The following is a 19,784-nucleotide window of genomic DNA, read 5'->3' on the forward strand; positions in this document are numbered from 1 at the left end:
TCCATCGTGCGATAATCGAAGTACGCCTGATCGAACAGCAGCAACGCATTCTCCACCCACGGACCTGTGGAGAGTTGCGTAAACTCATGCGTACGCGCGTCAGTGATGCCGAATTCAGCTGGGAGGCCGCTACTGACGGCTTCGACCACGTGGAGCTTCGCTCCAGCGTGGTCGTCGCCATAGCCCGGAAACGTATCGAACAGCGACTGATACAGCGTGATGACGGTCGCATCCGCGATGAAGACCTCTCGGAACTGCTCGAAGCGGCCCTGGAGACGGTCGTTGTCGTGTTCGAGGTCCTCAAGCGCGTGCTTGAGGACCGCTCGAAGGAAGTCACAGAGGGCGGGCATGAACCACTCGTGGAAGGAGGAGTATTCGAGCGAGCCGCCGAAGGTTTCGATGTATTCCTGGCGGAATTCTTCAAGAGTTCTGTAGTTACCGGAGAGGAAGCCGATAGCGAGCGACCAGAAGAGGGCGTCAGCTTTCAGTTTCCCGCCCTCGCGTTGGATCAGCCCGGTTGCGCGAGCAAGCTCGCGCAGCCGGCTGTTCGGAAACGTTTCCACTAACCGTTCCTCTATCACCGTATCCGGTGGGAGTTCCATTCACTCTCCACCGGCTTCTCAGAGCGCTAACAACTGGCGTTCTTCGGCTATCTCAGANGGTGGGAGTTCCATTCACTCTCCACCGGCTTCTCAGAGCGCTAACAACTGGCGTTCTTCGGCTATCTCAGAGTTAGCCTAGAACGGATGCGTCCCTCCCCAACCGATTCGGCTCCCACTTTTTTCTGCGTCGGGTAGCCTCCCTGCGGTCGGCTACCACTCCTTGAAAAACCTGGACTAAAAACTCCCGCTCGCTCGGCTTCGCCTCGCTCACGGCGAACCGCGCTCACTGCGTTCACGCGGACACCACTACTTCCTGTACCAGCACCGCAACAGCCCACACACCTCCCCTGCCGATTCGCTCGTTCGTTTCACTCACTCGCTCATCCACCGGAACAGAGTTCTGACGAGCCTGCACTCGCCGTGCTCGTGCAGACCTCGCACAGTGTTCGCGCCGACCGGACCGATATGTCGCTGCTGTCTCGTCAGAGCGACGATCCGACGGTTCGTTCACGCGTCGCGTTTCGACAACCGTTTTAGTGCCCGGCCGTACGTTGAGCCAATGGGTAGCTGTATCATCTGCGGCACCTCCACGGATGGCTACATCTGCGAGAGTCACGAGGAGGACGTCGTTTTCGCATTCGAGGGATCGCACGCGAACCAACTCACGCCCGGTCGTTTCTACCGCGGCTCGGTCGACGGCTTCGCCGAGTTCGGTGTCTTCATCGACATCGGCGACAGCGTCACCGGACTGCTCCATCGCAGTGAGCTCGACAGCCGTCTGGAGAGCCTCGACTGGGACTCGGGCGACACGGTCTACGTCCAGGTCACGGACGTCCACGACAACGGCAACGTCGATCTCACGTGGTCGATCCGCCAGGCCGACCGCGAGTTCCGCGGCAGCCTCGTCGACACGCCAGAAGGTGACGAACTCCCCGACGAAGCGGAGGCCCCAGACCCAAATGAGCGCGCGGTCGCCGGACGTCCGGCGGCCGACGCCGACGAGAGTGCGGTGACGACCGACGAGCCACAGACGGGCGAGAGCTCGGCGACGACCGACGAGCCACAGACGGGCGAGAGCTCGGCGACGACCGACGAGCCACAGACGGGCGAGAGCTCGGCGACGGTCGACATCGACGGCGCGAGCACCGAATCGGAAACCGACACGAACACCAAGAGAGCAACCGGTACGAGCGCCGCATCGGCGGCCGACGACGGCGAGGCGACACTTGCCGAACCCGACGAGGGGCGCGAGCGCGTCGCCATCGACGAGCTGGAATCGCGCGTCGGCGACGAAGTGCGTGTCGAGGGCGCGGTCGCCTCGGTGCGCCAGACCGGTGGCCCGACCGTCTTCACGCTCCACGACGAAACCGGTACGGTGGACTGTGCGGCCTTCGAGGAGGCCGGCGTTCGCGCGTACCCCGACGTCGAGCAGGGTGCGGTCGTCGCAATCGAGGGGCGCATCGAGCGCCACCGCGAGGAGATCCAGATCGAGGCGTCCGGGCTCGCCGTGCTGGACGACGAGGAGCGCGAGGCCGTCGAGGACCGGATGGAGGAGGCACTCGCCGAGCAGGCCCAGCCCGAAGCGGTCGCGCCGCTCGTCGAGGACGGGGCGGTCGACGATCGCCTCGACGAGATCCGCGATCTCGCGGGACTGATCCGTCGCGCCGTGCTGGATTCACGACCCGTCATCGTCCGTCACGACGCCAGCGCCGACGGCTACGTCGCTGCCAGCGCCATTGAGCGGGCGACGCTGCCCCTCGTTCGCGACGAACACGCCGAGCGCGACGCGGAGTACCACTACTTCGATCGCCGACCGCTCGGCGAGGGCGTCTACGACATGAACTCGGCGACGCGCGACGTGACGAAGATGTTGGACGCCAACGAGCGCCACGACGAGAAGATCCCGCTGTTCGTCTTCTGTGGCGTCGGTGGGACCGGGGCCTCGAAGGACGGGCTGGAGCTGCTCTCGGTGTACGACGCCGATCGGGCCGTCGTTTCCGACGGGGCTACCAACGGCGAGACGGCCGAGGCATTCGTCGATACTGCGGGGACGACCGCGAGCGCGATCGCGGCGACCGTCGCCGTCCACGTCGATCCTGACGCGCGCGACGATCTCGAACACCTACCGGCAGTGAGTTTCTGGGAGGACACACCCGAGGCGTACGCCGAGCTCGCCAGCGAAGCGGGCTACGACCCCGATCGAGCACGCGATCTCCGGCAGTCGGTCGCGCTCGTCGCGAACTACCAGGCCTACGAGGACAAGCGCGAGCTCGTCGCCGACCTACTGTTCGACGGGCGCGAGTCGCTCGCGGCGCGGCTGGCGACCCAGTTCCGCGAGAAGCTCGACACGGCACTCGAGACCGCACGGACGCATCTCGAACGGCACGAGGTCGACGGCACGGCCGTGAACGTGCTCGACACGGACGCGTTCACCCACCGCTACGACTTCCCGCCGACGGGCCTGCTCTGTGACGAACTCCACCGTCGGACCCGCGACGACGCACCGGTGCTGCTGGGGATCGGCGAGGACGAACTGCTCGTCCGGCACGTCGACGCCCTCGATCTCGACGCCGTCGCCGCGGACGTCGCCGACGGCGCGCCCGACGCGGACGTGTCGGTCGGTGCGACCGGCGACGACAGGCTGACCTTCCTGGTCGGCGAGCGCGCGGCCGTCCGCGAGGCGGCGATCGAAGCGGTCGCCGAGCGGTCGTAGGTCGGCAACAACAGCCTTATTCACACGACGCGACTGTTTTCTACGAGTGCGATGAGTACCGAGATTCCGCCGACCGAATCAGCGGCGTTCGAGCGGACCTGCGAGACGCTTATCGAGCGGATTCTCGACGGCGAGATCGAACGCGGCGAGGTCGAGGCAGCGAAACTCGAGGCCTGTTCGACCCACTCCGCGCCGAAAGTCCCGAAGAACTCCGAGATCATGGACCACGCGCCGGAGGGCCGCCGCGAAGAACTGGAGAAAGTGCTCCAGCGAAAACCCGTCAGGACGGCCTCGGGCGTCTCGCCGGTGGCGATCATGACCAGCCCGCATATGTGTCCGCACGGGAAGTGTCTCTACTGTCCCGGCGGCCCTGGCTCGGAGTTTTCGAGTTCGCAGAGCTACACGGGCCACGAACCGGCCGCCGCGCGGGGCGTCCAGAACGACTACGATCCCTACGGCCAGGTCACACTTCGCCTCAATCAGCTGCGCGAGATCGGCCACCCGGTCGACAAGGTCGAGCTGATACTGATGGGCGGGACGATGACCGCCCGGAGCCACGACTACCAGGAGTGGTTCGTCAAGCGGGCGCTTCAGGCGCTGAACGAGTTCGATCCCGATGCCGAGCCGACCCCCTCCGAGAGCGAGAGCTTCGCGCAGGAGCCCGGCGAGTACGACTTTCGATACCTGGAGGACGTGATCGCCGACAACGAGACCGCGCGGGTTCGCAACATCGGAACGACCTTCGAGACGAAACCCGACTGGTGTGACCCCGAGCAGATCGACCGGATGCTCGATCTCGGCGGGACGAAAGTCGAGGTCGGCGTGCAGACCACGTATGATGAAATCAACCGCGCGATGCATCGCGGGCACGGCACGCAGGCCTCCGTGGACGCGAACCGCCGGCTGCGGGACGCGGGGTTCAAAGTCGGCTTCCACATGATGCCCGGCCAGCCCGGGATGACGCGGGAGATGTGTATCGAGGACTTCCGCCGGCTGTTCGAGGAGAGCGAGTGGCGGCCGGACTATCTCAAGATCTACCCAATGCTGGTCGTGCGCGGGACGGCGACCTACGACATGTGGCGAAACGAGGAGTTCGAGCCGCTCGACAACGAGACGGCCGCCGAACTGGTCGCCGAGATCAAGTCGATGATACCCAAATACGTCCGCCTGCAACGTGTGCAGCGCGACATCCCGGCGGACTTCATCGACGCGGGCGTCTGGAAGTCGAACCTCCGCCAGCTCGCGCGCCAGCGGATGGACGAACACGGCTGGGACTGTGACTGCATCAGATGTCGAGAGGTCGGGATGAACGGGGAGCCCCCGGAGAACGTCGAACGGGACGTGCTGACCTACGAGTCAGGCGGTGGCACCGAGCAGTTCATCAGCTACGAGGACCCCGACCGCGACCTGCTGGTGGGGTTCTGTCGGCTGCGCTTTCCGAACGATCCCGTGCGTCGCGAGCTCGAAAACGCGGCCATCGTCCGCGAACTCCACGTCTACGGCCCGATGGTCCAGGTCGGCGACGAGAGCGCCGACTGGCAGCACAGGGGCTACGGCGGGAAACTCCTCGACCACGCCGAGGCGATGGCCGCCGACGCCGGGTTCGACAAACTGAGCGTCATCAGCGGCATCGGGGCCCGTGAATATTATCGGAACCGGGGCTATCACCAGGACGGTCCGTACGTCTCGAAGCGGTTGTAAACAGGAATTCCGTTCATTTGAGTTGCCGAAAACGGGGGTTTGGATCGCTGAAACCGCCGAATCGGCCAGTTGATTTATGTAGGAGGGGTGCGCGAGAGGGTACGGGGACGCCGCAGGTGATGCCACGGACGGACCCACTCGTGGGGTGCGGAGTCGGTTCAGGGGTTCAGTCCCCTTTTCGATCGACATTCCGGAGTTGGTGTGAGCCGAGTTCGTTTACCGTTCGGAATCCATAGCGTAGCCGATGAGTGAGAGCCGTTCGCAATGGGGAAGGCCGCGATGAACGTCGCCATCGTCGGTGCCGGCGTCGCCGGCGCGGGGGCGGCGTACGCGCTCGACGACGCGGCGGACGTGACGGTTTTCGAGAAGGCGTCGTCGATCGGTGGCCGGACCGCGACCCGACGACGGGACGGCTGTCGGTACGACTACGGCGCGAACTACTGCAAGGACGAAGGGAGTGCCGACGATCTCCTCCCCGATCTCGACGCGTCGGGACTGGTCGATATCGATGCACCGGTCTGGACGTTCGACGGCGCGAACGAGATCAGCGAGGGTCACGACAGCGACGAGCGGAAGTGGACCTACCGCGACGGCATCGAGCAGTTGCCCCACCGGCTGTTCGAGCGCACCGACGCGACGATCGAGACGGACACCCGCATCGGCGGGATCGAGCGCACGGATGGCTGGCGGCTCGAAAACGTGGACGGTGACGACTGCGGGAATTTTGATGCGCTGGTATGTACGCCGCCCGCCCCGCAGACGGCGGAGTTGGTGGCGAGCGCGGGGTGGGAGAACGATCTCCGTGAGGAGCTCGTCGAGAGCATCGGCGCGGTGCCGTATCGGACGACCATCACCACCGTGTTGCACTACCCGTTCGCGCTCGATCGGCCGTACTACGCGCTCGTGAACACCGACGGCGAACACGAGATCGGCTGGCTCTCGCGCGAGGAGTGCAAGCCGGGCCACGTTCCGGAGGGTGAGTCGGTGCTGATCGTCCAGCTGGCACCCGACTGGTCGGCCGAGCGTTACGGCGAGCCCACCGACGAGATCGCGGCCGCGGCGGCCGATTCGGTCGCGGAACTGCTCGACGACGAGCGCCTCGCCGCTCCGGACTGGGTCGACAGCAAGGGCTGGCGGCTCGCCCAGCCCGACGACGGCGTCGATACGGAGCTGCTAGCCCGTGCCGAGGCGGACGGCCTCTTCTTCGCCGGCGACTGGGTCGCGGGCGAGGGACGAATCCATCTCGCGCTCGACAGCGGCCTCGACGCCGGCGAGCGCATCCGAGAGCGCGCGTAACGACACCTCTTTTCGGCGTCCGTACACAGGACAGGTATGGATCCGAAGCGCGAGCTCACCAGCGTCGACCTCGCGGCCCTCGTCACCGAGCTCGGGACGTACGCCGGCGCGAAGCTCGACAAGGCCTATCTCTACGGCGACGATCTGCTACGCCTCAAGCTCAGGGATTTCGATCGCGGCCGGGTCGAACTGCTGATCGAGGTCGGCGAGACCAAGCGCGCACATGTCGTCTCGCCCGAACACGTCCCCGACGCGCCGGGTCGCCCGCCCGGGTTCGCGAAGATGCTCAGAAACCGGCTCTCGGGCGCGGATTTCGCCGGCGTCTCGCAGTTCGGTTTCGATCGCGTGCTCACCTTCGAGTTCGAACGCGGGGATCGAAACACGAAGGTCGTCGCCGAGCTGTTCGGCGAGGGAAACGTCGCCGTTCTCGACGCGACCGGCGAGGTGGTCGACTGTCTCAACACCGTCCGTCTCCAGTCCCGGACCGTGGCCCCGGGCGCACAGTACGAGTTCCCCTCGACACGCTTCGACCCGCTCGCGGTCGACTACGACGGCTTTGCCGCCCGGATGGAGGAGTCGAACACCGATCTCGTGCGCACGCTCGCCACCCAGCTCAACTTCGGCGGACTCTACGGCGAGGAGCTCTGCACTCGCGCGGGCGTCGAGAAGGAGCTGGCAATCGAAGAGGCCGATGAGACCGAGTTCGAGGTGCTCTACGACGCACTCACCGGACTCTCGGAACAGCTTTCGAGCGGTGATTTCGATCCCCGTATCTACCGCGACGACGGCGAGCCGGTCGACGTCACGCCCTTTCCGCTCGACGAGCGCGCCGAATTTGATAGCGAGGAGTTCGACTCGTTCACGGCGGCACTCGACGCGTATTTCGTCGAACTCGACACCACCGAGGACGAGGAGAGCGGCGAGCGCGAGCGTCCCGACTTCGAGGAACAGATCGAACGCCAGCAGCGCATCATCGACCAGCAGGAAGGGGCAATCGAGGATTTCGAGGCACAGGCCGACCGCGAGCGCGAGACGGCCGAGTCGCTCTACGCGAACTACGAGCTCGTTGACGAGATCCTCACCACGGTCAGGAACGCGCGCGAGGAAGGCATCGGCTGGGAGGCCATCGAGGAGCGGTTCGCCGAGGGCGAGGAGCGCGGGATCGCGGCCGCCGGGGCCGTGACGGGCATCGAGCCGAGCGAGGGCACCGTCACCATCGAGATCGACGACCGCGACGTGGAACTCGACCCGCAGGAAGGCGTCGAACAGAACGCCGATCGGCTCTACCGCGAGGCCAAACGCGTCGTCGAGAAGAAGGAGGGTGCCGAGGAGGCCGTCGTCGAGACGCGCGAGGAACTCGAAGCGATCGAGCGCCAGCGTGACGAGTGGGAGGCCGGCGACGTCGACGACGATCCCGACGAGGAGAGCGAGGACGTCGACTGGCTCTCGCGGCGATCGATCCCGACCAGGAAGAACGAACAGTGGTACGAACGATTCAGATGGTTCCACACGAGCGACGGCTATCTGGTGATCGGCGGGCGCAACGCCGACCAGAACGAGGACTTGGTGAAGAAATATCTCGATCGCGGCGATCGCTTCTTCCACACGCAGGTCCAGGGCGGGCCGGTGACGATCCTGAAGGCTACCGGCCCGAGCGAGCCGACCCGCGAGATCGACCTCCCCGATCGGAGTCTGGAGGAGGCCGCCCAGTTCGCCGTCTCGTACTCGACCGTCTGGAAGAACGGGCGCTTCGCCGGCGACGCCTACATGGCCGAGCCGGACCAGGTCTCGAAGACGCCCGAGAGCGGCGAATATCTCGAAAAGGGCGGGTTCGCCATCCGCGGCGACCGCACCTACTTCCGAGATACAGCCGTCGGCGTCGCTGTCGGCATCACCTGCGAGCCCGAGACGCGCGTGGTCGGCGGGCCGCCGTCGGCCATCGCCGATCGCACCGAGACCGCGATCGAGGTCGAGCCGGGGCAGTACGCACAGAACGACGCCGCGAAACGACTGTATCGGGAGTTCCGCGAGCGATTCGAGGACACGTCCTTTGTTCGCAAAGTCGCCAGTCCGGATCTGATCGCGGAGTTCCTGCCGCCGGGTGGGAGTCGGATCGTCGACTGAGCCCAACGACAGCGCACTTACTGCTCGCCCACCCAGTCGTGGTATGCAGATCAACGGCCGCACGCGACTCGACGGCGGGCGCGAACGCTGGACGCTCGTTCCCGAGAGTCTCGACGATCTCTGGCATCTCTCCTACGTGCTCGAACCCGGCGATCTCGTCTCGGGCGAGACCACCCGGCGCATCCAGCGCGACGACGACCGGATGCGCGACACCGGCGGCGAGCGCGAGCCGATGTCGGTGACGATCAGCGTGGAGGACAGCGAGTTTCACAAGTTCGCCAATCGACTCCGCGTGTCGGGCACGATCGAATCGGCCTCGCGTGAGGACCAGATCGGCCATCACCACACGCTCAACGTCGAGGAGCGCGCGGAGGTCGAGATCGAAAAGGTCTGGCAACCCGACCAGCGCGAGCGCATCGAGGAGGCCGTCGAGGCGACCGAGAACGCCGACGTGGCGATCGCCACAGTAGAGGAGGGTGCGGCCTCGATCCACACCGTCGCCCAGTACGGTGCCGAGGAGTACGCGTCCTTCACTGGCCCCACCGGAAAGGGCGAGTACGCCCGCGAGCGCTCCGAACTGTTCGCCGAACTGGCGAGCGCGCTCTCGCATCTCGACGTCGATGCGATCCTCCTCGCCGGTCCGGGGTTCACCAAGGAAGACGCGAAAAAATACATCGAGCAAAACGCACCCGAGCTGCTGGACAAACTCGGAGCGACCGTCGACACGAGCGCTATCGGCGATCGCGGGGTTCACGAGGTGCTCAAGCGCGGTGCGGTCGAGGAGGTCCAGGCCGAGACACGCATCGCCGAGGAGGCCGGGAAGATCGACGAGCTCACCGCCCGCATCGGACAGGGCGCGGAGGCAACCTACGGTATCGAGAAAGTCGCCGAAGCCACCGAGTTCGGGGCCGTGGAGGAGTTGTTGATACTCGACGAACGACTCCGCGCGGAGCGCGCCGGCGACGGCGAGTGGGGGATCGACGTGAACGAGATCATCGAGCGCGTCGAACAGCAGGGCGGTTCCGTGACTGTCTTTTCGAGCGAGTTCGCGCCCGGCGATCAGTTGGATTCGCTCGGCGGGATCGCGGCGCTGTTGCGCTATCGTCTGGAATGAGCCGGACGAACTACTCGATTTCGACCGTCAGTCCGTCACGGGCGAACCTGACGTCGCCGTCGTAGCGCTCGCCGATCGATTCGAGCATCTCCTCGTGGCGACCCTCGGTATGGGGGTAGAGGTGGGTGAGATAGAGCCGCCCGACGTCGGTTCCCGAATCGGCGAGCGTTTCGCCCAGTTGGCTCGGCGTCGGGTGGTTCGAGACGTCCACCTCGTCGGGAAACGAGCAGTCGTGGGCCAGTACGGCGGAACCATCGGCGAAGTTCGCCAGGCCCTCGAACGCCTCGCTGTCGGCGCTGAAGGTGAACGCCGGTCCTTCCCCGTGCGTGAACCGATAGGCGAGACAGTCCATCGAGTGGCGAGTCTCCTTGGCATCGACGTCGAACCCGGCGGCAGAGAACGATTCCGCACCGATTTCGCGCACCCGGAGGTCGATGCGGCCGTCCATGTATTCGTGGACGTCGAGCAGTCCGTCGAGCAGGGCTTTGGTGCCCTGCGGGCCAACGATTTCGAGATGCTCCGCGCCGGCGAGCCAGCGGGCCTTCATCAGAGGGAGGAGGTCGGCCACGTGGTCGAGATGGTGGTGGCTCAGGAGAACCGTCGAAACGCCCTCGTAGCCCACGTCGGTCCGTGCGAGCGCGTTGAGGACGCCGCTGCCGCAGTCGACGAGCAGGGTGTCGCCGTCGGCGTCGAGCAGCAGTCCGGTCTGCGCACGCCGGCCGCTCGGCATCGCCGCGCCGGTTCCGAGGAAAGTCACGCGCATGGTGGATGAGTGACGGCAGCGCGGAAAAGACGCTCGCTGGCGCGTCGGTTCGTACCGTCGATCGGAGAGCCGTGTGTCGTGAGGATCGGCTACCGGACCCTGATGTTGAGGAGATAGTTCGGATCGAATCCGATCGACAGCATCAAGCCGAAGGCTCATGAGCGCTACCGCCCCACGCCCGGCGATGGCAGACTCCTCGGCCAGTGGGAGCGGCTTCTTCGCGTACTACCGCCAGTACGCCCGTTCGGGCGTCCACGCCGCGAGTGCGGCCGCGCTCACCGCCATCGGGCTCTGGGCCAGTTTCACCGGCAATCGGTCGTTCATCCTCCTGGCGATCGCCGTCTACGTCCTCCCGCCGATCTTTCTCTATCTCACGGGCGAGGGCGAGAGGGTCCCGTCGGTCGTCGGCGAGGATGCATCTACTGACGACGATCCAGACCGGGGCAACGCGAGGACCGACGAAACACACGATAGCGACGACAGCCACGATCGCAGTGACGGGCAAGTCGATCGTCCCGGGACCGATGCGACGGCCGAGCGCCGAACGACCAATAAGTCGACCAGCGTCGATACCTCGGGTACGGCGTCCGCAACCGACGGAAATGATGACGAGGAGCGCATCGACGACGGGACCGATGAACCCGTATCCACAAGCGACGACAGTGATCGCGACGGCGACGAACCGACCGAACCGGATTGGACCGAGATCGACACGCCGACTGATCGATCGCTGCTCGACGTCGTCGCGGCCCGCGAGGGCGCGTACGCGGTCGGTGAGGGCGGGGTCGTGCTCGTCAGCGATGGTGATGAGTGGATGGTGGCGCTCGACGATGGCCCGACGGCGAACGCGAACGTGCTGCGCGGCGTAGACGCGACTGACAACGGTGAGACCATCTGGTTCGCCGGCGACAGCGGCGTGCTCGGGCGCTACGCGGACGGAACACTCACCGATCACTCCGCGCCGAAGGATCGGACCAGCACCTGGGAAGACGTCGCCGTGACGGGCGAATCGGGCGACGAGCGGCTCTACCTGGTCAACGGCTCGGGCGAACTCCTCCATGGCAGCTACGGGGAGGGCACGGTCTCGTGGGAGGACATCGAGAAACCGGGCAGCGGGTCGAGTATTTCTTCGATCAGATTCGTCGACGACGATCTCGGCTACCTCTGTGACACCAACCAGTCGGTCTACGAGACGACCGATGGCGGCGAATCGTTCGAACGGATCGGTATCGAGGACGCGAACGCCGCCTTCACCGATATCGCCGCCAGCGCCACCGAAACCCTCGTCACGGCCGACGACGGCTCGCTGTTCCGCCACGACGGCGCGGTCTGGACCCGACGTCGGCCGGCCGAGGAGGCGCTTTCGGCGGTCGCCCTCGGCGACGAAGCGGGGTTCACGGCCGGTGACGGCGGCGCAGTGTACGAACGCACAGATGGGGATTGGAAATCGGTCGAGACGCCAGTCGCTATTGATCTGCGAGGGATCGCGGTCGGGAACGGGAAAGTCGTCGCGGTCGGTGCCGAGGGAACGATCGTCGAGCGATAGACCCTATTTCGCCCACTCGACCATCCGCGCGTAGCGTTCGTCCGAGGCGAGTGCGTCCTCGTCGCCGACGAGCACGAGCGCCTTCTTCGCGCGCGTGAGCGCGACGTTCACTCGTCGGTGATCCTCGAAGATCGGCGAGTCGAGGTCGCCGGTGGCGACGAACGAGACGATGATGACCTCCTTCGCCGAGCCCTGGAACCGGTCGACGGTATCGACGGCGACGTCAGCCAGTTCTCGACGGATGGCGGCTGCCTGCGCGCGAAACGGCGCGATGACACCGATTTCCTCGCGCGGGATGCCCGCCGCGACGGCCCGCTCGACGAGCTCCGCGATCGCCGTCACCTCCGCGGGATTCGTGTTGCCCTGCGCCGTGCCGTCGGGATCGACGAACGCGACCCGTTTTCCGAGGGAGTCGGGAAGCGCGTCGGGATCGACGGTCGGGAGGTCACTGACGTGCTGAGCGGCGACCGCCCCGCTCGCCGGGCGGAGCGCGCCGTCGTAGAACTCCTGGGAGGAGTAGGCCTGGATTCGCTGGGCCATCCGGTACTGGGTGTCGAGCAGTACCGACGCGTCCGGATGCTCGTCGACCAACCGCTCGAACAGCGACCGTGAGAGGTCGGCCGCCCGCTCGCCGCCACCACTCGGCGATGACTCGGTCGGCTGCTGGACGTCCGCGTGCCCGCCGTCCGAGCGTGCGGCAGCCGAATCTTCGGACGTAGACGTATCGTCGCTCACGGTGTCGGCCGACTGTACCACCGGCGGGAGCTGCTGGTGGTCGCCGACCAGGACGAACCGATCGGCGAGCGCGAGCGCGGCGAGCGTCGCCGGTTCGGTGAGCTGGCCAGCCTCGTCGACGAGCGCAACGTCGAACTCCATCTCGCGCAGTACGCGTGAACCACAGCTCGCGGTCGTCGCCGCCACCACCGGGGCCTCGCGGAGTTCGCGCGCCCGCACATCGGGGTCGCCGCGCGATTCGAGCCGATGGTCCTGCATGTCCTCGCGCACGCCGCTTTCGGTTCCCACACGGACGAAATCGGTGAACCCCTGTTCTTCGAGCGCTTCGAGCGCGTTGTCGACCGCACGGTTGGTGAAGGCTGACAGGAGCACACGCTCGCCGCGATCGACCAGCGCCCGGATCGCCCGGGCGATCGTGTAGGTCTTGCCGGTGCCGGGCGGGCCGTGGATCAGCGCGCAGTCGTCGGCCCCGACCGCCATGCGCACGGCTCGATCCTGGGCAGGGTTGTTGTCGATGAACGTCTCGTCGATGTCGCGGAATTCCGGCTCGCGCCGGTCGAAGAGCACGTCCTTTCGCTCCTGATCGCCGGCGAGCACCGCGTCGTGCAGCGCCGTGAGCATCCCGTCGACACCCATCTCGGAGGGATAGACGTCGAGCCGGCGGAGCTCGACGGGTTCGTCCGTTCTGACGACGACCTCCTCGCCCAGTTCGATCACGCGAGCCATCTCGGCGGTCCCCCGCACGGGGTGGCCGTCGCTCGCGAGGACGACATCGCCCTCGCGGATCTTCGAGACGGGATCGTCACAGCGCGCGCGGAGCTCCCATCGGCCATCGACCTCGTTCTCTTCCACTGGTTCGAGGTCGACGAGCGCCCGGTCGGCGGCGGCGCGTTCGGTGGCGCTCTGAGTCCAGAGCTTGGCGTACTCCCGGTGGACCGCGCGGCGTTCGTCCTCGATGGCTCGATAAAAACGCTCGAAATAGTCGCGTTCCTCGGCGGGGAGCGGGTCGCCGATTTTCCCGGCCTTCGACTCCTGATCGAGCCGTCCCGAGACCACCATGCAGGTGTCCTGCTCGAAGCAGTAGTTGCAGGTCGCGTTGGCCTCGTAGCCCGTCGGCACGGTTCGATCGACGCCCATCGCGGCGAGTTCGTTGCGCTGTCTGAGGACGTACTCCAACAATCCATCGGACAACGAGAAGTCCTTCGCTGGCGAGAGATCGCCGTCGGTCTCGTTCCTGTCGAGGGCGGCGTTTTTCGTGTAGATCAGCGTCCCGGTGTCGGGTGGCTCACCCATCTCGTCGAGCAGGAGTGCATAGCACGCGACCTGCACCTTGTCCTGAAATCGCGGCTCGCTGTTGGTGTTCTTGCCCGTCTTGAGCTCGACCGGCGCGCCGCGGCGCACGGCGTCGGCCCGCCCTTTCAGACCGTACCGTTCCGAAATCAGCGTTCGCTCGGAGCGCCATTCGTCCCCACCATCGAGAGTGCCCTGCCGGAGCCAGCCGTCGATGGCGCGGGCGTGATCGGCCACGTCGTCCCTGACCGCCGCCGCATCGCGGTCGAGCAGCCCGAGGTCGAGCCCCGCCTCCGTGACACGATCATCGATCGCCGTCTCGACGTCGCCGCCGCGAAGCAGATCGGAGAAGACCTCGTGGACGATCGTCCCCTTGATCACCGGATAGTTGAGCGGGACGCCCGAGAGTTTGTTGAGATAGTGCATCCGGGGGCACTGGACCCAGGATCGCACGTCGGTGACGTTCACGAGGTAATCGGGTTCGACAACGATTCGCGAATCGCCGATCGTCGCGTACTGGGTTTCGCCCCGATACACCTCTTCTTCGACATCGACGGCAAGCAGTTCCATGCCCGATTCGGCATATTCGACGGTTTCCGTCCACTTGCCCCACAGCGTGAGCGTCACGGGGGCGGCCCGGCCGTCGTCGGGTCTGAGCGTGAGCTCCGCGCAATCGCGCTCGCCGTAGTCGGTGCTCACCGACGTTTCCTCGCCCACCTCGACGAGCGGTCCCCGCAGTTCGGTCACACGCTAAAACGGGGTCGGCTGGTGAAAAACGCTATCGGTCATCGACATCGTCAGTGGATGCTATCCCATTCGTGCTACTGTGGGACACCACGGTACTCGTCGTCGCCGAACCCGAGCAGTGGCCAGAAGATGAAGTTCAGAAACCACAGCCCGAGAGCGAACCCGACACCGTGGCCGAACGCTCGCGAAACGCCGGCGAACATCTTGTACATGCCGTAGAAGTTCACGATCGGGACGAAGAGAATGACGAGCACCCACCACCACGCATTGCCGCCGATCTTGAGCATGACGTAGAAGTTGTATATCGGAATGATCGCGGCCCACCCCGGCTGGCCGGCCCGCTGGAAGGTCTTCCACATGCCGGCGAGGGTAACGAGCGCGATCACCACGGCGATCAGTGTGGACACGGCTCCAAACGCACCACCGCCATCACTCTGTAGTGGAACGAGCAGGAACTCCGAAAGTACTGACATCGGTTGAGTGCAAAGATTGCTGTGTATTAAATATTTCTATTTTCCAGGAGTTAATATAGATATTTATAGAGAAAACTGAACAGTTGGTATATCGAATCGGGGAGTAGCGGAGTGTGTCTCCGTATGAAAACATCCGTCCGAAAACACAGTGATCCAACGGCGCCCCACTGCCAGCAACGACGAACGGTAGGCCTATTTCACGTCAGCGAGTCGGCCCCGGTATGCAGACAGTGCTCCTCGCGGCCGGCGAAGGCACACGGATGCGCCCGCTGACCGCCCACACCCCGAAACCGATGCTCCCGGTCGCCGACCGTCCGCTCTGTGCGCACACCGCCGACGCGGCCATCGCGGCCGGCACGGACGAACTGATCCTCGTCATCGGCTACGAGGCCGACGCCGTCCGCGAGTATTTCGGCGAGGAGTATCGCGGGATCCCGGTCAAATACGCCACGCAGGACCAGCAGCTCGGGACCGCTCACGCCGTCCGCGCCGCACGCGAACACCTCGACGACGACTTCGCCGTCCTCTACGGCGACGACCTCTACGATCCGGCGAGTATTCAGGAACTGTTCGAGAACGCACCGGGCATCACCGCCTATCGCGCCGAAAACCCCTCCAACTACGGAGTCCTCGACACCGACGGCGAGCGAGTGGTGGGGGTCACCGAAAAGCCCGACAGTCCCGAGACGAATCTCGTGAGCGCCGGGGCCTGCGTCCTGCCGGGCGAGGCACGCGAATGGCTCGACGTCGAGCAGAGCGAGCGCGGCGAGTACGAACTCACGGACGTACTCGATCGGGTGTTCGCCGAGTACGAGGTCTCCTATACGGAACTCGACCGCTGGATGGGCGTCGGCCGACCCTGGGAACTCCTCGAAGCGAACGAGTGGAAGCTCGCCGCCCTCGACGGGCGCGTGGACGGCGACGTCAGCGAGCGCGCCGAACTCCGTGGACCCGTCGTGGTGGAGGAGGGTGCACACGTCGAGCCGGGCGTGGTCGTCGAGGGTCCAGCATTGATCCGCGCGGGCGCGCACGTCGGCCCAAACGCCTACGTTCGCGGCGCGACGCTGCTCGGCGAAGGTGTGAGAGTCGGCAACGGCGTCGAGATCAAAAACAGCGTGGTGATGGCCGGGACGCACGTTCCCCATCTCTCGTACGTCGGCGACAGCGTTCTGGGGCGGGATGTGAACTTCGGGGCCAACACGACGGTCGCCAACCTCCGCCACGACGATTCTCCTGTCAATCAGACCGTGAAGGGCGATCGCGTCTCCACCGGTCGACGGAAATACGGCGTCGTCGTCGGCGATGGCACGAAAACGGGAGTTCACACCACGCTCTATCCGGGCGTCGTGCTCGATGCGGGCACACGGACGGAGCCGGACGAGACGGTCGCTCGCGACAGGTAGTCGGGTATTTATACTGTGAGATGTGAACACAGGTCATGAACGATCCGACGTCCGCGGTCGGCGAGGCTACCGAAGGAAGCGCGCCGACGTGTGCGAGCTGCGACGAGAAGATCGTCGACGAGCCGACCCATCGCGTGCTGACGAGCATCGAAAACGGACAGGTGAGCACCGAGCATTTCTGTGACGAGGATTGCCGCGCGGCATTCGTGGGCTGAGGGTCAGAACTCGACGTTCGAGGTCGAGGTGAGATCCACATCGTCGTCCGCTTTCGGCCCGGTGGCGACGAACTCGTAGCGGTCGTCGGCGAGTCGGACAGTACCGTTCTCGACCGTGACGGCGACATCGGCGAGGCGTGCGCCCTCGCAGGGGCCGAACGTGCAGTGGCCGGTGTCGGCCTCGAACATCGCGCCGTGGTTCGTACAGACGATCTCGCCGTTCCGGCACTCCGCGCCCGATCCCTTGTCGAGGCCGATATGGGTGAAATGCATACAGTGGTTCAGCCACGCTTCGATGCCGTCGTCGGTGTCGATGAGAACGGCCTCGTGGGTTTCTCCATTATCGCGTTCGCGGATCCTGAACAGCGCCGTCGTGTCGGCAGGAACGTCGTCGACCGGCATGATCGTGCCGTCAGCGGATGCCATCACCACGAAGTCGGTGACGATCCGGGGTAGACCCGTCGCTTTCGGACGGAGCTACTCGCTCGGCTCGGCGACGTTCACGACCTGCTTGCCGATGTTGTCGCCCTCGAACAGTCCGAGGAAGGCGTCGGGTGCGTTCTCGAAGCCATCGACGATCGACTCGCGGTGGACGAGATCGCCGCTTTCCACCCACTCTTGAAGGCGCGCGTTGGCCTGCTCGAAACGAGCCACGTAGTCGCCGACGAGCAGTCCCTGGACGCGGGCGCGCGAGGGGATGAGCAGCGGGAGCTTCCGGGGGCCAGTCGCGACGCCCTCGTCGTTGTACGTGGCGATCTGCCCGCAGACCGCGACCCGTGCATCGACGTTGAGCTGCGTGAAGACGGCGTCCGAGATAGGCCCACCGACGTTGTCGAAGTAGCCGTCGACGCCCTCGGGTGCTGCCTCGTCGAGCGCCGCGCGGTAGTCGTCGGTCTCTTTGTAGTTGATACCGGCGTCGAAGCCGAGGTCGTCTTCGAGGTAGTCGACTTTCTCGTCGCTGCCCGCGAAGCCGACGACACGTGCACCGGCGAAGGACGCCAACTGGCCCACTGTCGAGCCGACCGCACCGGCCGCGCCCGAGACGGCCACCGTATCGCCAGGCGTCGGTTCGACCACCTCGCGCGTGCCGAAGTAGGCCGTGCGACCGGGCATGCCCAGCACGCCGAGATACGATTCGAGCGGGACGTTCGCGCTCGGTTCGACGGGTGTGAGATCGTCGCCGTCGAGGGTCGCGTACTCGCTCCAGGAGCCGTTGCCGAAGACGAACTCTCCCGCCTGCCAGTCGTCGTGTTCGGAGTCGACGACCTCGCCGACGACGTGGCCGGCCATCGGCTCGCCCACGTCCCACGGGTCGGCGTACGATTCGCGGTCGCGCATCCGTCCGCGCATGTACGGATCGACCGAGAGGAAGAGCGTCCGGACGAGCACTTCGCCGTGTTTCGGCTCCGGAATCCCGGTTTCCTCCAGCTCGAAGGTGTCGCGGTCGGGCTTGCCCTCTGGCCGTTTGCCGAGAACGAACTGCCGATTGGTCTGGCTCACGGGGCCGGTACGGCCGACCGGCGGAGGAACGTTCCGGTTCGCACAGCCATCGATATGCGTTAATGATTACAAAAGATTGAAGCACACCTCGCCTGCATGTGTTTTTGGAACACAATGTCAATGGAAGCAGTCGTCTATCAGGGCGAACACGAAGTGGCCGTCGAGGAGGTCGACGAACCGGCAATCGAACACCCCAACGACGTGGTGATCGACATCACGACATCGTGCATCTGTGGCTCGGATCTCCACATGTACGAGGGGCGAACGGCCGCTGAGGAGGGGATCGTCTTCGGCCACGAGAACATGGGCATCGTCGAGGAGGTCGGCGACGGCGTCAGCACGCTCGAAGAGGGCGACCGGATCGTCCTCCCGTTCAACGTGGCCTGTGGGTTCTGTGAGAACTGCGAGAACGGTAAAACTGGGTTCTGTACCAACGTCAACCCCGGCTTCGCCGGCGGGGCCTACGGCTACGTCGCGATGGGGCCGTACAAAGGTGGGCAGGCCGAGAAGCTCCGCGTACCGTACGCGGACTTCAACGCGCTCACACTCCCCGAGGAGGGCAACGAGGACTCGTTCGCGCTGCTGGCCGATATCTTCCCAACTGGGTGGCACGGCACGCGGCTGGCCGATCTCCAGCCCGGCGAGTCGGTCGCGATCTACGGCGCTGGACCCGTCGGACTGATGGCGGCCTACAGCGCGAAGATCCAGGGCGCATCGGAGATCTACTCGGTCGACCGCGTGCCGAGCCGACTCGAACTCGCCGAAGAACACTGCGCGGCGACGCCGATCAACTTCGAGGAGGGCGACCCGGTCGAACAGATCAAAGAGATCCACGGCAGCGGCGTCGACAAGGGTGTTGACGCGGTCGGCTATCAGGCCGTCGACCCCGACAAGGAGGCCGACGATGCCTACGACCCGGCGCGGGAAAGTCCTGCGAACGTGCTCAACAACCTCATTCGGACCGTGCGTCCGACCGGCCAGCTCGGCATCGTCGGGCTGTACGTTCCCGACGACCCCGGTGCGCCGGACGAGATGGCCGCCGAAGGGCGACTGGGCATCGATTTCGGGCTGCTGTTCGAGAAGGGCCAGAAGCTCGGCACCGGCCAGTGCGACGTCAAATCCTACAACCGCCAGCTCCGCGACCTCATCATCGAGGATCGCGCCGATCCGAGCTTCCTCGTCTCGCACCGGGTGGGTCTCGACGAGGCTCCCGAGATGTACGAGCGCTTCGACAACCGCGAGGAAGGCGTCACGAAGGTCCTGCTCGAACCCTAACTCCGCCGATCACCGATTTTTGCGCGCCCTGCGACACCCGTAGCGACCAGTGAGCTCAAGGGAGGAGGGGGCGACTCACGCCCGCACAAACGTTATGTCCCATGGCTGGATAGTCGTGGTATCGACACCCATGTGCATCTACTGTAGCTACGACATGGAGGGCTGGGGCAAACTGCTCGATTACGACGACACCTACCAGGAGGTCGTCCGCGATGACGAAACGACGGACGCGAACTACGGCTTCCACGAGTCGTGGGACGATCTCCGCGAGCAGGTCTCGCCGTAGC

At 65.4% G+C, this 19,784-nt stretch carries 16 protein-coding genes; 10 read left to right on the forward strand and 6 right to left on the reverse strand.

The genetic code is table 11. The annotated features are described in order from the left end of the window. Positions 1-602, reverse strand: a 602-nt coding sequence (locus C448_RS01950) for an IS4 family transposase (RefSeq protein WP_239640507.1), incomplete at its 3' end; no start/stop codon positions are given. Between the two features lie 559 nt (positions 603-1,161). On the opposite strand from C448_RS01950, the gene C448_RS01955 reads away from it, so the two are divergent. From C448_RS01955 to C448_RS01975, 5 genes are all read left to right on the forward strand, one after another. Beyond that, entirely contained in the window at positions 1,162-3,315 is a 2,154-nt protein-coding gene (locus C448_RS01955; RefSeq protein WP_004051529.1) for an OB-fold nucleic acid binding domain-containing protein, read from the forward strand. A 51-nt stretch (positions 3,316-3,366) separates the two neighbouring features. Continuing rightward, complete coding sequence (locus C448_RS01960; protein ID WP_004051530.1) at positions 3,367-5,016, forward strand: tRNA uridine(34) 5-carboxymethylaminomethyl modification radical SAM/GNAT enzyme Elp3; 1,650 nt, start codon at positions 3,367-3,369, stop codon at positions 5,014-5,016. Between the two features lie 264 nt (positions 5,017-5,280). Further along, positions 5,281-6,312: an NAD(P)/FAD-dependent oxidoreductase gene (locus tag C448_RS01965; RefSeq protein ID WP_004051531.1), complete on the forward strand. Its 1,032-nt coding sequence runs from the start codon at positions 5,281-5,283 to the stop codon at positions 6,310-6,312. A 36-nt stretch (positions 6,313-6,348) separates the two neighbouring features. Continuing rightward, positions 6,349-8,436, forward strand: coding sequence for a ribosome rescue protein RqcH (gene rqcH / locus C448_RS01970; protein WP_004051532.1), 2,088 nt, complete (start codon positions 6,349-6,351; stop codon positions 8,434-8,436). Between the two features lie 43 nt (positions 8,437-8,479). Beyond that, a complete protein-coding gene (locus C448_RS01975) occupies positions 8,480-9,550 on the forward strand; it encodes an mRNA surveillance protein pelota (protein ID WP_004051533.1) in 1,071 nt (356 codons plus the stop codon). A 10-nt stretch (positions 9,551-9,560) separates the two neighbouring features. Here C448_RS01975 and C448_RS01980 read toward each other — a convergent pair whose 3' ends face one another. Continuing rightward, positions 9,561-10,313, reverse strand: coding sequence for an MBL fold metallo-hydrolase (locus tag C448_RS01980; RefSeq protein WP_004051534.1), 753 nt, complete (start codon positions 10,311-10,313; stop codon positions 9,561-9,563). A gap of 184 nt (positions 10,314-10,497) precedes the next feature. Here C448_RS01980 and C448_RS01985 point away from each other — a divergent pair, with 184 nt between their 5' ends. Beyond that, positions 10,498-11,859: a sialidase family protein gene (locus C448_RS01985; RefSeq protein WP_049916025.1), complete on the forward strand. Its 1,362-nt coding sequence runs from the start codon at positions 10,498-10,500 to the stop codon at positions 11,857-11,859. A gap of 3 nt (positions 11,860-11,862) precedes the next feature. Here C448_RS01985 and C448_RS01990 read toward each other — a convergent pair whose 3' ends face one another. Then, a complete protein-coding gene (locus tag C448_RS01990; RefSeq protein ID WP_004051536.1) occupies positions 11,863-14,631 on the reverse strand; it encodes an AAA domain-containing protein in 2,769 nt (922 codons plus the stop codon). 74 nt (positions 14,632-14,705) lie between these two features. Next, the gene (locus C448_RS01995) at positions 14,706-15,104 is read right to left on the reverse strand and encodes a DUF5684 domain-containing protein (RefSeq protein WP_004051537.1); all 399 of its coding nucleotides are present in this window, start codon (positions 15,102-15,104) and stop codon (positions 14,706-14,708) included. A 221-nt stretch (positions 15,105-15,325) separates the two neighbouring features. On the opposite strand from C448_RS01995, the gene glmU reads away from it, so the two are divergent. Then, complete coding sequence (glmU, locus tag C448_RS02000) at positions 15,326-16,507, forward strand: bifunctional sugar-1-phosphate nucleotidylyltransferase/acetyltransferase (RefSeq protein WP_004051538.1); 1,182 nt, start codon at positions 15,326-15,328, stop codon at positions 16,505-16,507. Between the two features lie 35 nt (positions 16,508-16,542). Beyond that, positions 16,543-16,722 carry a DUF7576 family protein gene (locus C448_RS02005; RefSeq protein WP_004051539.1) on the forward strand — a complete coding sequence of 60 codons (180 nt, stop codon included), beginning with the start codon at positions 16,543-16,545 and terminating at the stop codon, positions 16,720-16,722. Positions 16,723-16,725: 3 nt separating this feature from the next. On the opposite strand, the gene C448_RS02010 is transcribed toward C448_RS02005, so the two are convergent. Beyond that, a complete protein-coding gene (locus tag C448_RS02010; RefSeq protein ID WP_004051540.1) occupies positions 16,726-17,148 on the reverse strand; it encodes a Rieske (2Fe-2S) protein in 423 nt (140 codons plus the stop codon). Between the two features lie 51 nt (positions 17,149-17,199). Continuing rightward, positions 17,200-18,222: an NADP-dependent oxidoreductase gene (locus C448_RS02015; protein WP_004051541.1), complete on the reverse strand. Its 1,023-nt coding sequence runs from the start codon at positions 18,220-18,222 to the stop codon at positions 17,200-17,202. A gap of 120 nt (positions 18,223-18,342) precedes the next feature. Between C448_RS02015 and C448_RS02020 the strand changes: the two genes are divergently transcribed. Next, positions 18,343-19,497, forward strand: a complete 1,155-nt coding sequence (locus tag C448_RS02020; RefSeq protein ID WP_004051542.1) for a glutathione-independent formaldehyde dehydrogenase — start codon at positions 18,343-18,345, stop codon at positions 19,495-19,497. 130 nt (positions 19,498-19,627) lie between these two features. Continuing rightward, on the forward strand, positions 19,628-19,783 hold the full coding sequence (locus C448_RS16225; protein ID WP_004051543.1) for a hypothetical protein: 156 nt from the start codon (positions 19,628-19,630) through the stop codon (positions 19,781-19,783). The last annotated feature ends 1 nt before the right edge of the window (position 19,784 follow it).

The sequence above is a fragment of the Halococcus morrhuae DSM 1307 genome (assembly GCF_000336695.1).
GTDB lineage: Archaea > Halobacteriota > Halobacteria > Halobacteriales > Halococcaceae > Halococcus > Halococcus morrhuae.

Bases quoted from the DNA above. Each gene is read 5' to 3' on its own strand.
- C448_RS01955 (WP_004051529.1), top strand. From the start codon at position 1,162: ATGGGTAGCTGTATCATCTGCGGCACCTCCACGGATGGCTACATCTGC.
- C448_RS01960 (WP_004051530.1), top strand. From the start codon at position 3,367: ATGAGTACCGAGATTCCGCCGACCGAATCAGCGGCGTTCGAGCGGACC.
- C448_RS01965 (WP_004051531.1), top strand. From the start codon at position 5,281: ATGGGGAAGGCCGCGATGAACGTCGCCATCGTCGGTGCCGGCGTCGCC.
- rqcH (WP_004051532.1), top strand. From the start codon at position 6,349: ATGGATCCGAAGCGCGAGCTCACCAGCGTCGACCTCGCGGCCCTCGTC.
- C448_RS01975 (WP_004051533.1), top strand. From the start codon at position 8,480: ATGCAGATCAACGGCCGCACGCGACTCGACGGCGGGCGCGAACGCTGG.
- C448_RS01980 (WP_004051534.1), bottom strand. From the start codon at position 10,313: ATGCGCGTGACTTTCCTCGGAACCGGCGCGGCGATGCCGAGCGGCCGG.
- C448_RS01985 (WP_049916025.1), top strand. From the start codon at position 10,498: ATGGCAGACTCCTCGGCCAGTGGGAGCGGCTTCTTCGCGTACTACCGC.
- C448_RS01995 (WP_004051537.1), bottom strand. From the start codon at position 15,104: ATGTCAGTACTTTCGGAGTTCCTGCTCGTTCCACTACAGAGTGATGGC.
- glmU (WP_004051538.1), top strand. From the start codon at position 15,326: ATGCAGACAGTGCTCCTCGCGGCCGGCGAAGGCACACGGATGCGCCCG.
- C448_RS02005 (WP_004051539.1), top strand. From the start codon at position 16,543: ATGAACGATCCGACGTCCGCGGTCGGCGAGGCTACCGAAGGAAGCGCG.
- C448_RS02010 (WP_004051540.1), bottom strand. From the start codon at position 17,148: ATGGCATCCGCTGACGGCACGATCATGCCGGTCGACGACGTTCCTGCC.
- C448_RS02020 (WP_004051542.1), top strand. From the start codon at position 18,343: ATGGAAGCAGTCGTCTATCAGGGCGAACACGAAGTGGCCGTCGAGGAG.
- C448_RS16225 (WP_004051543.1), top strand. From the start codon at position 19,628: ATGTGCATCTACTGTAGCTACGACATGGAGGGCTGGGGCAAACTGCTC.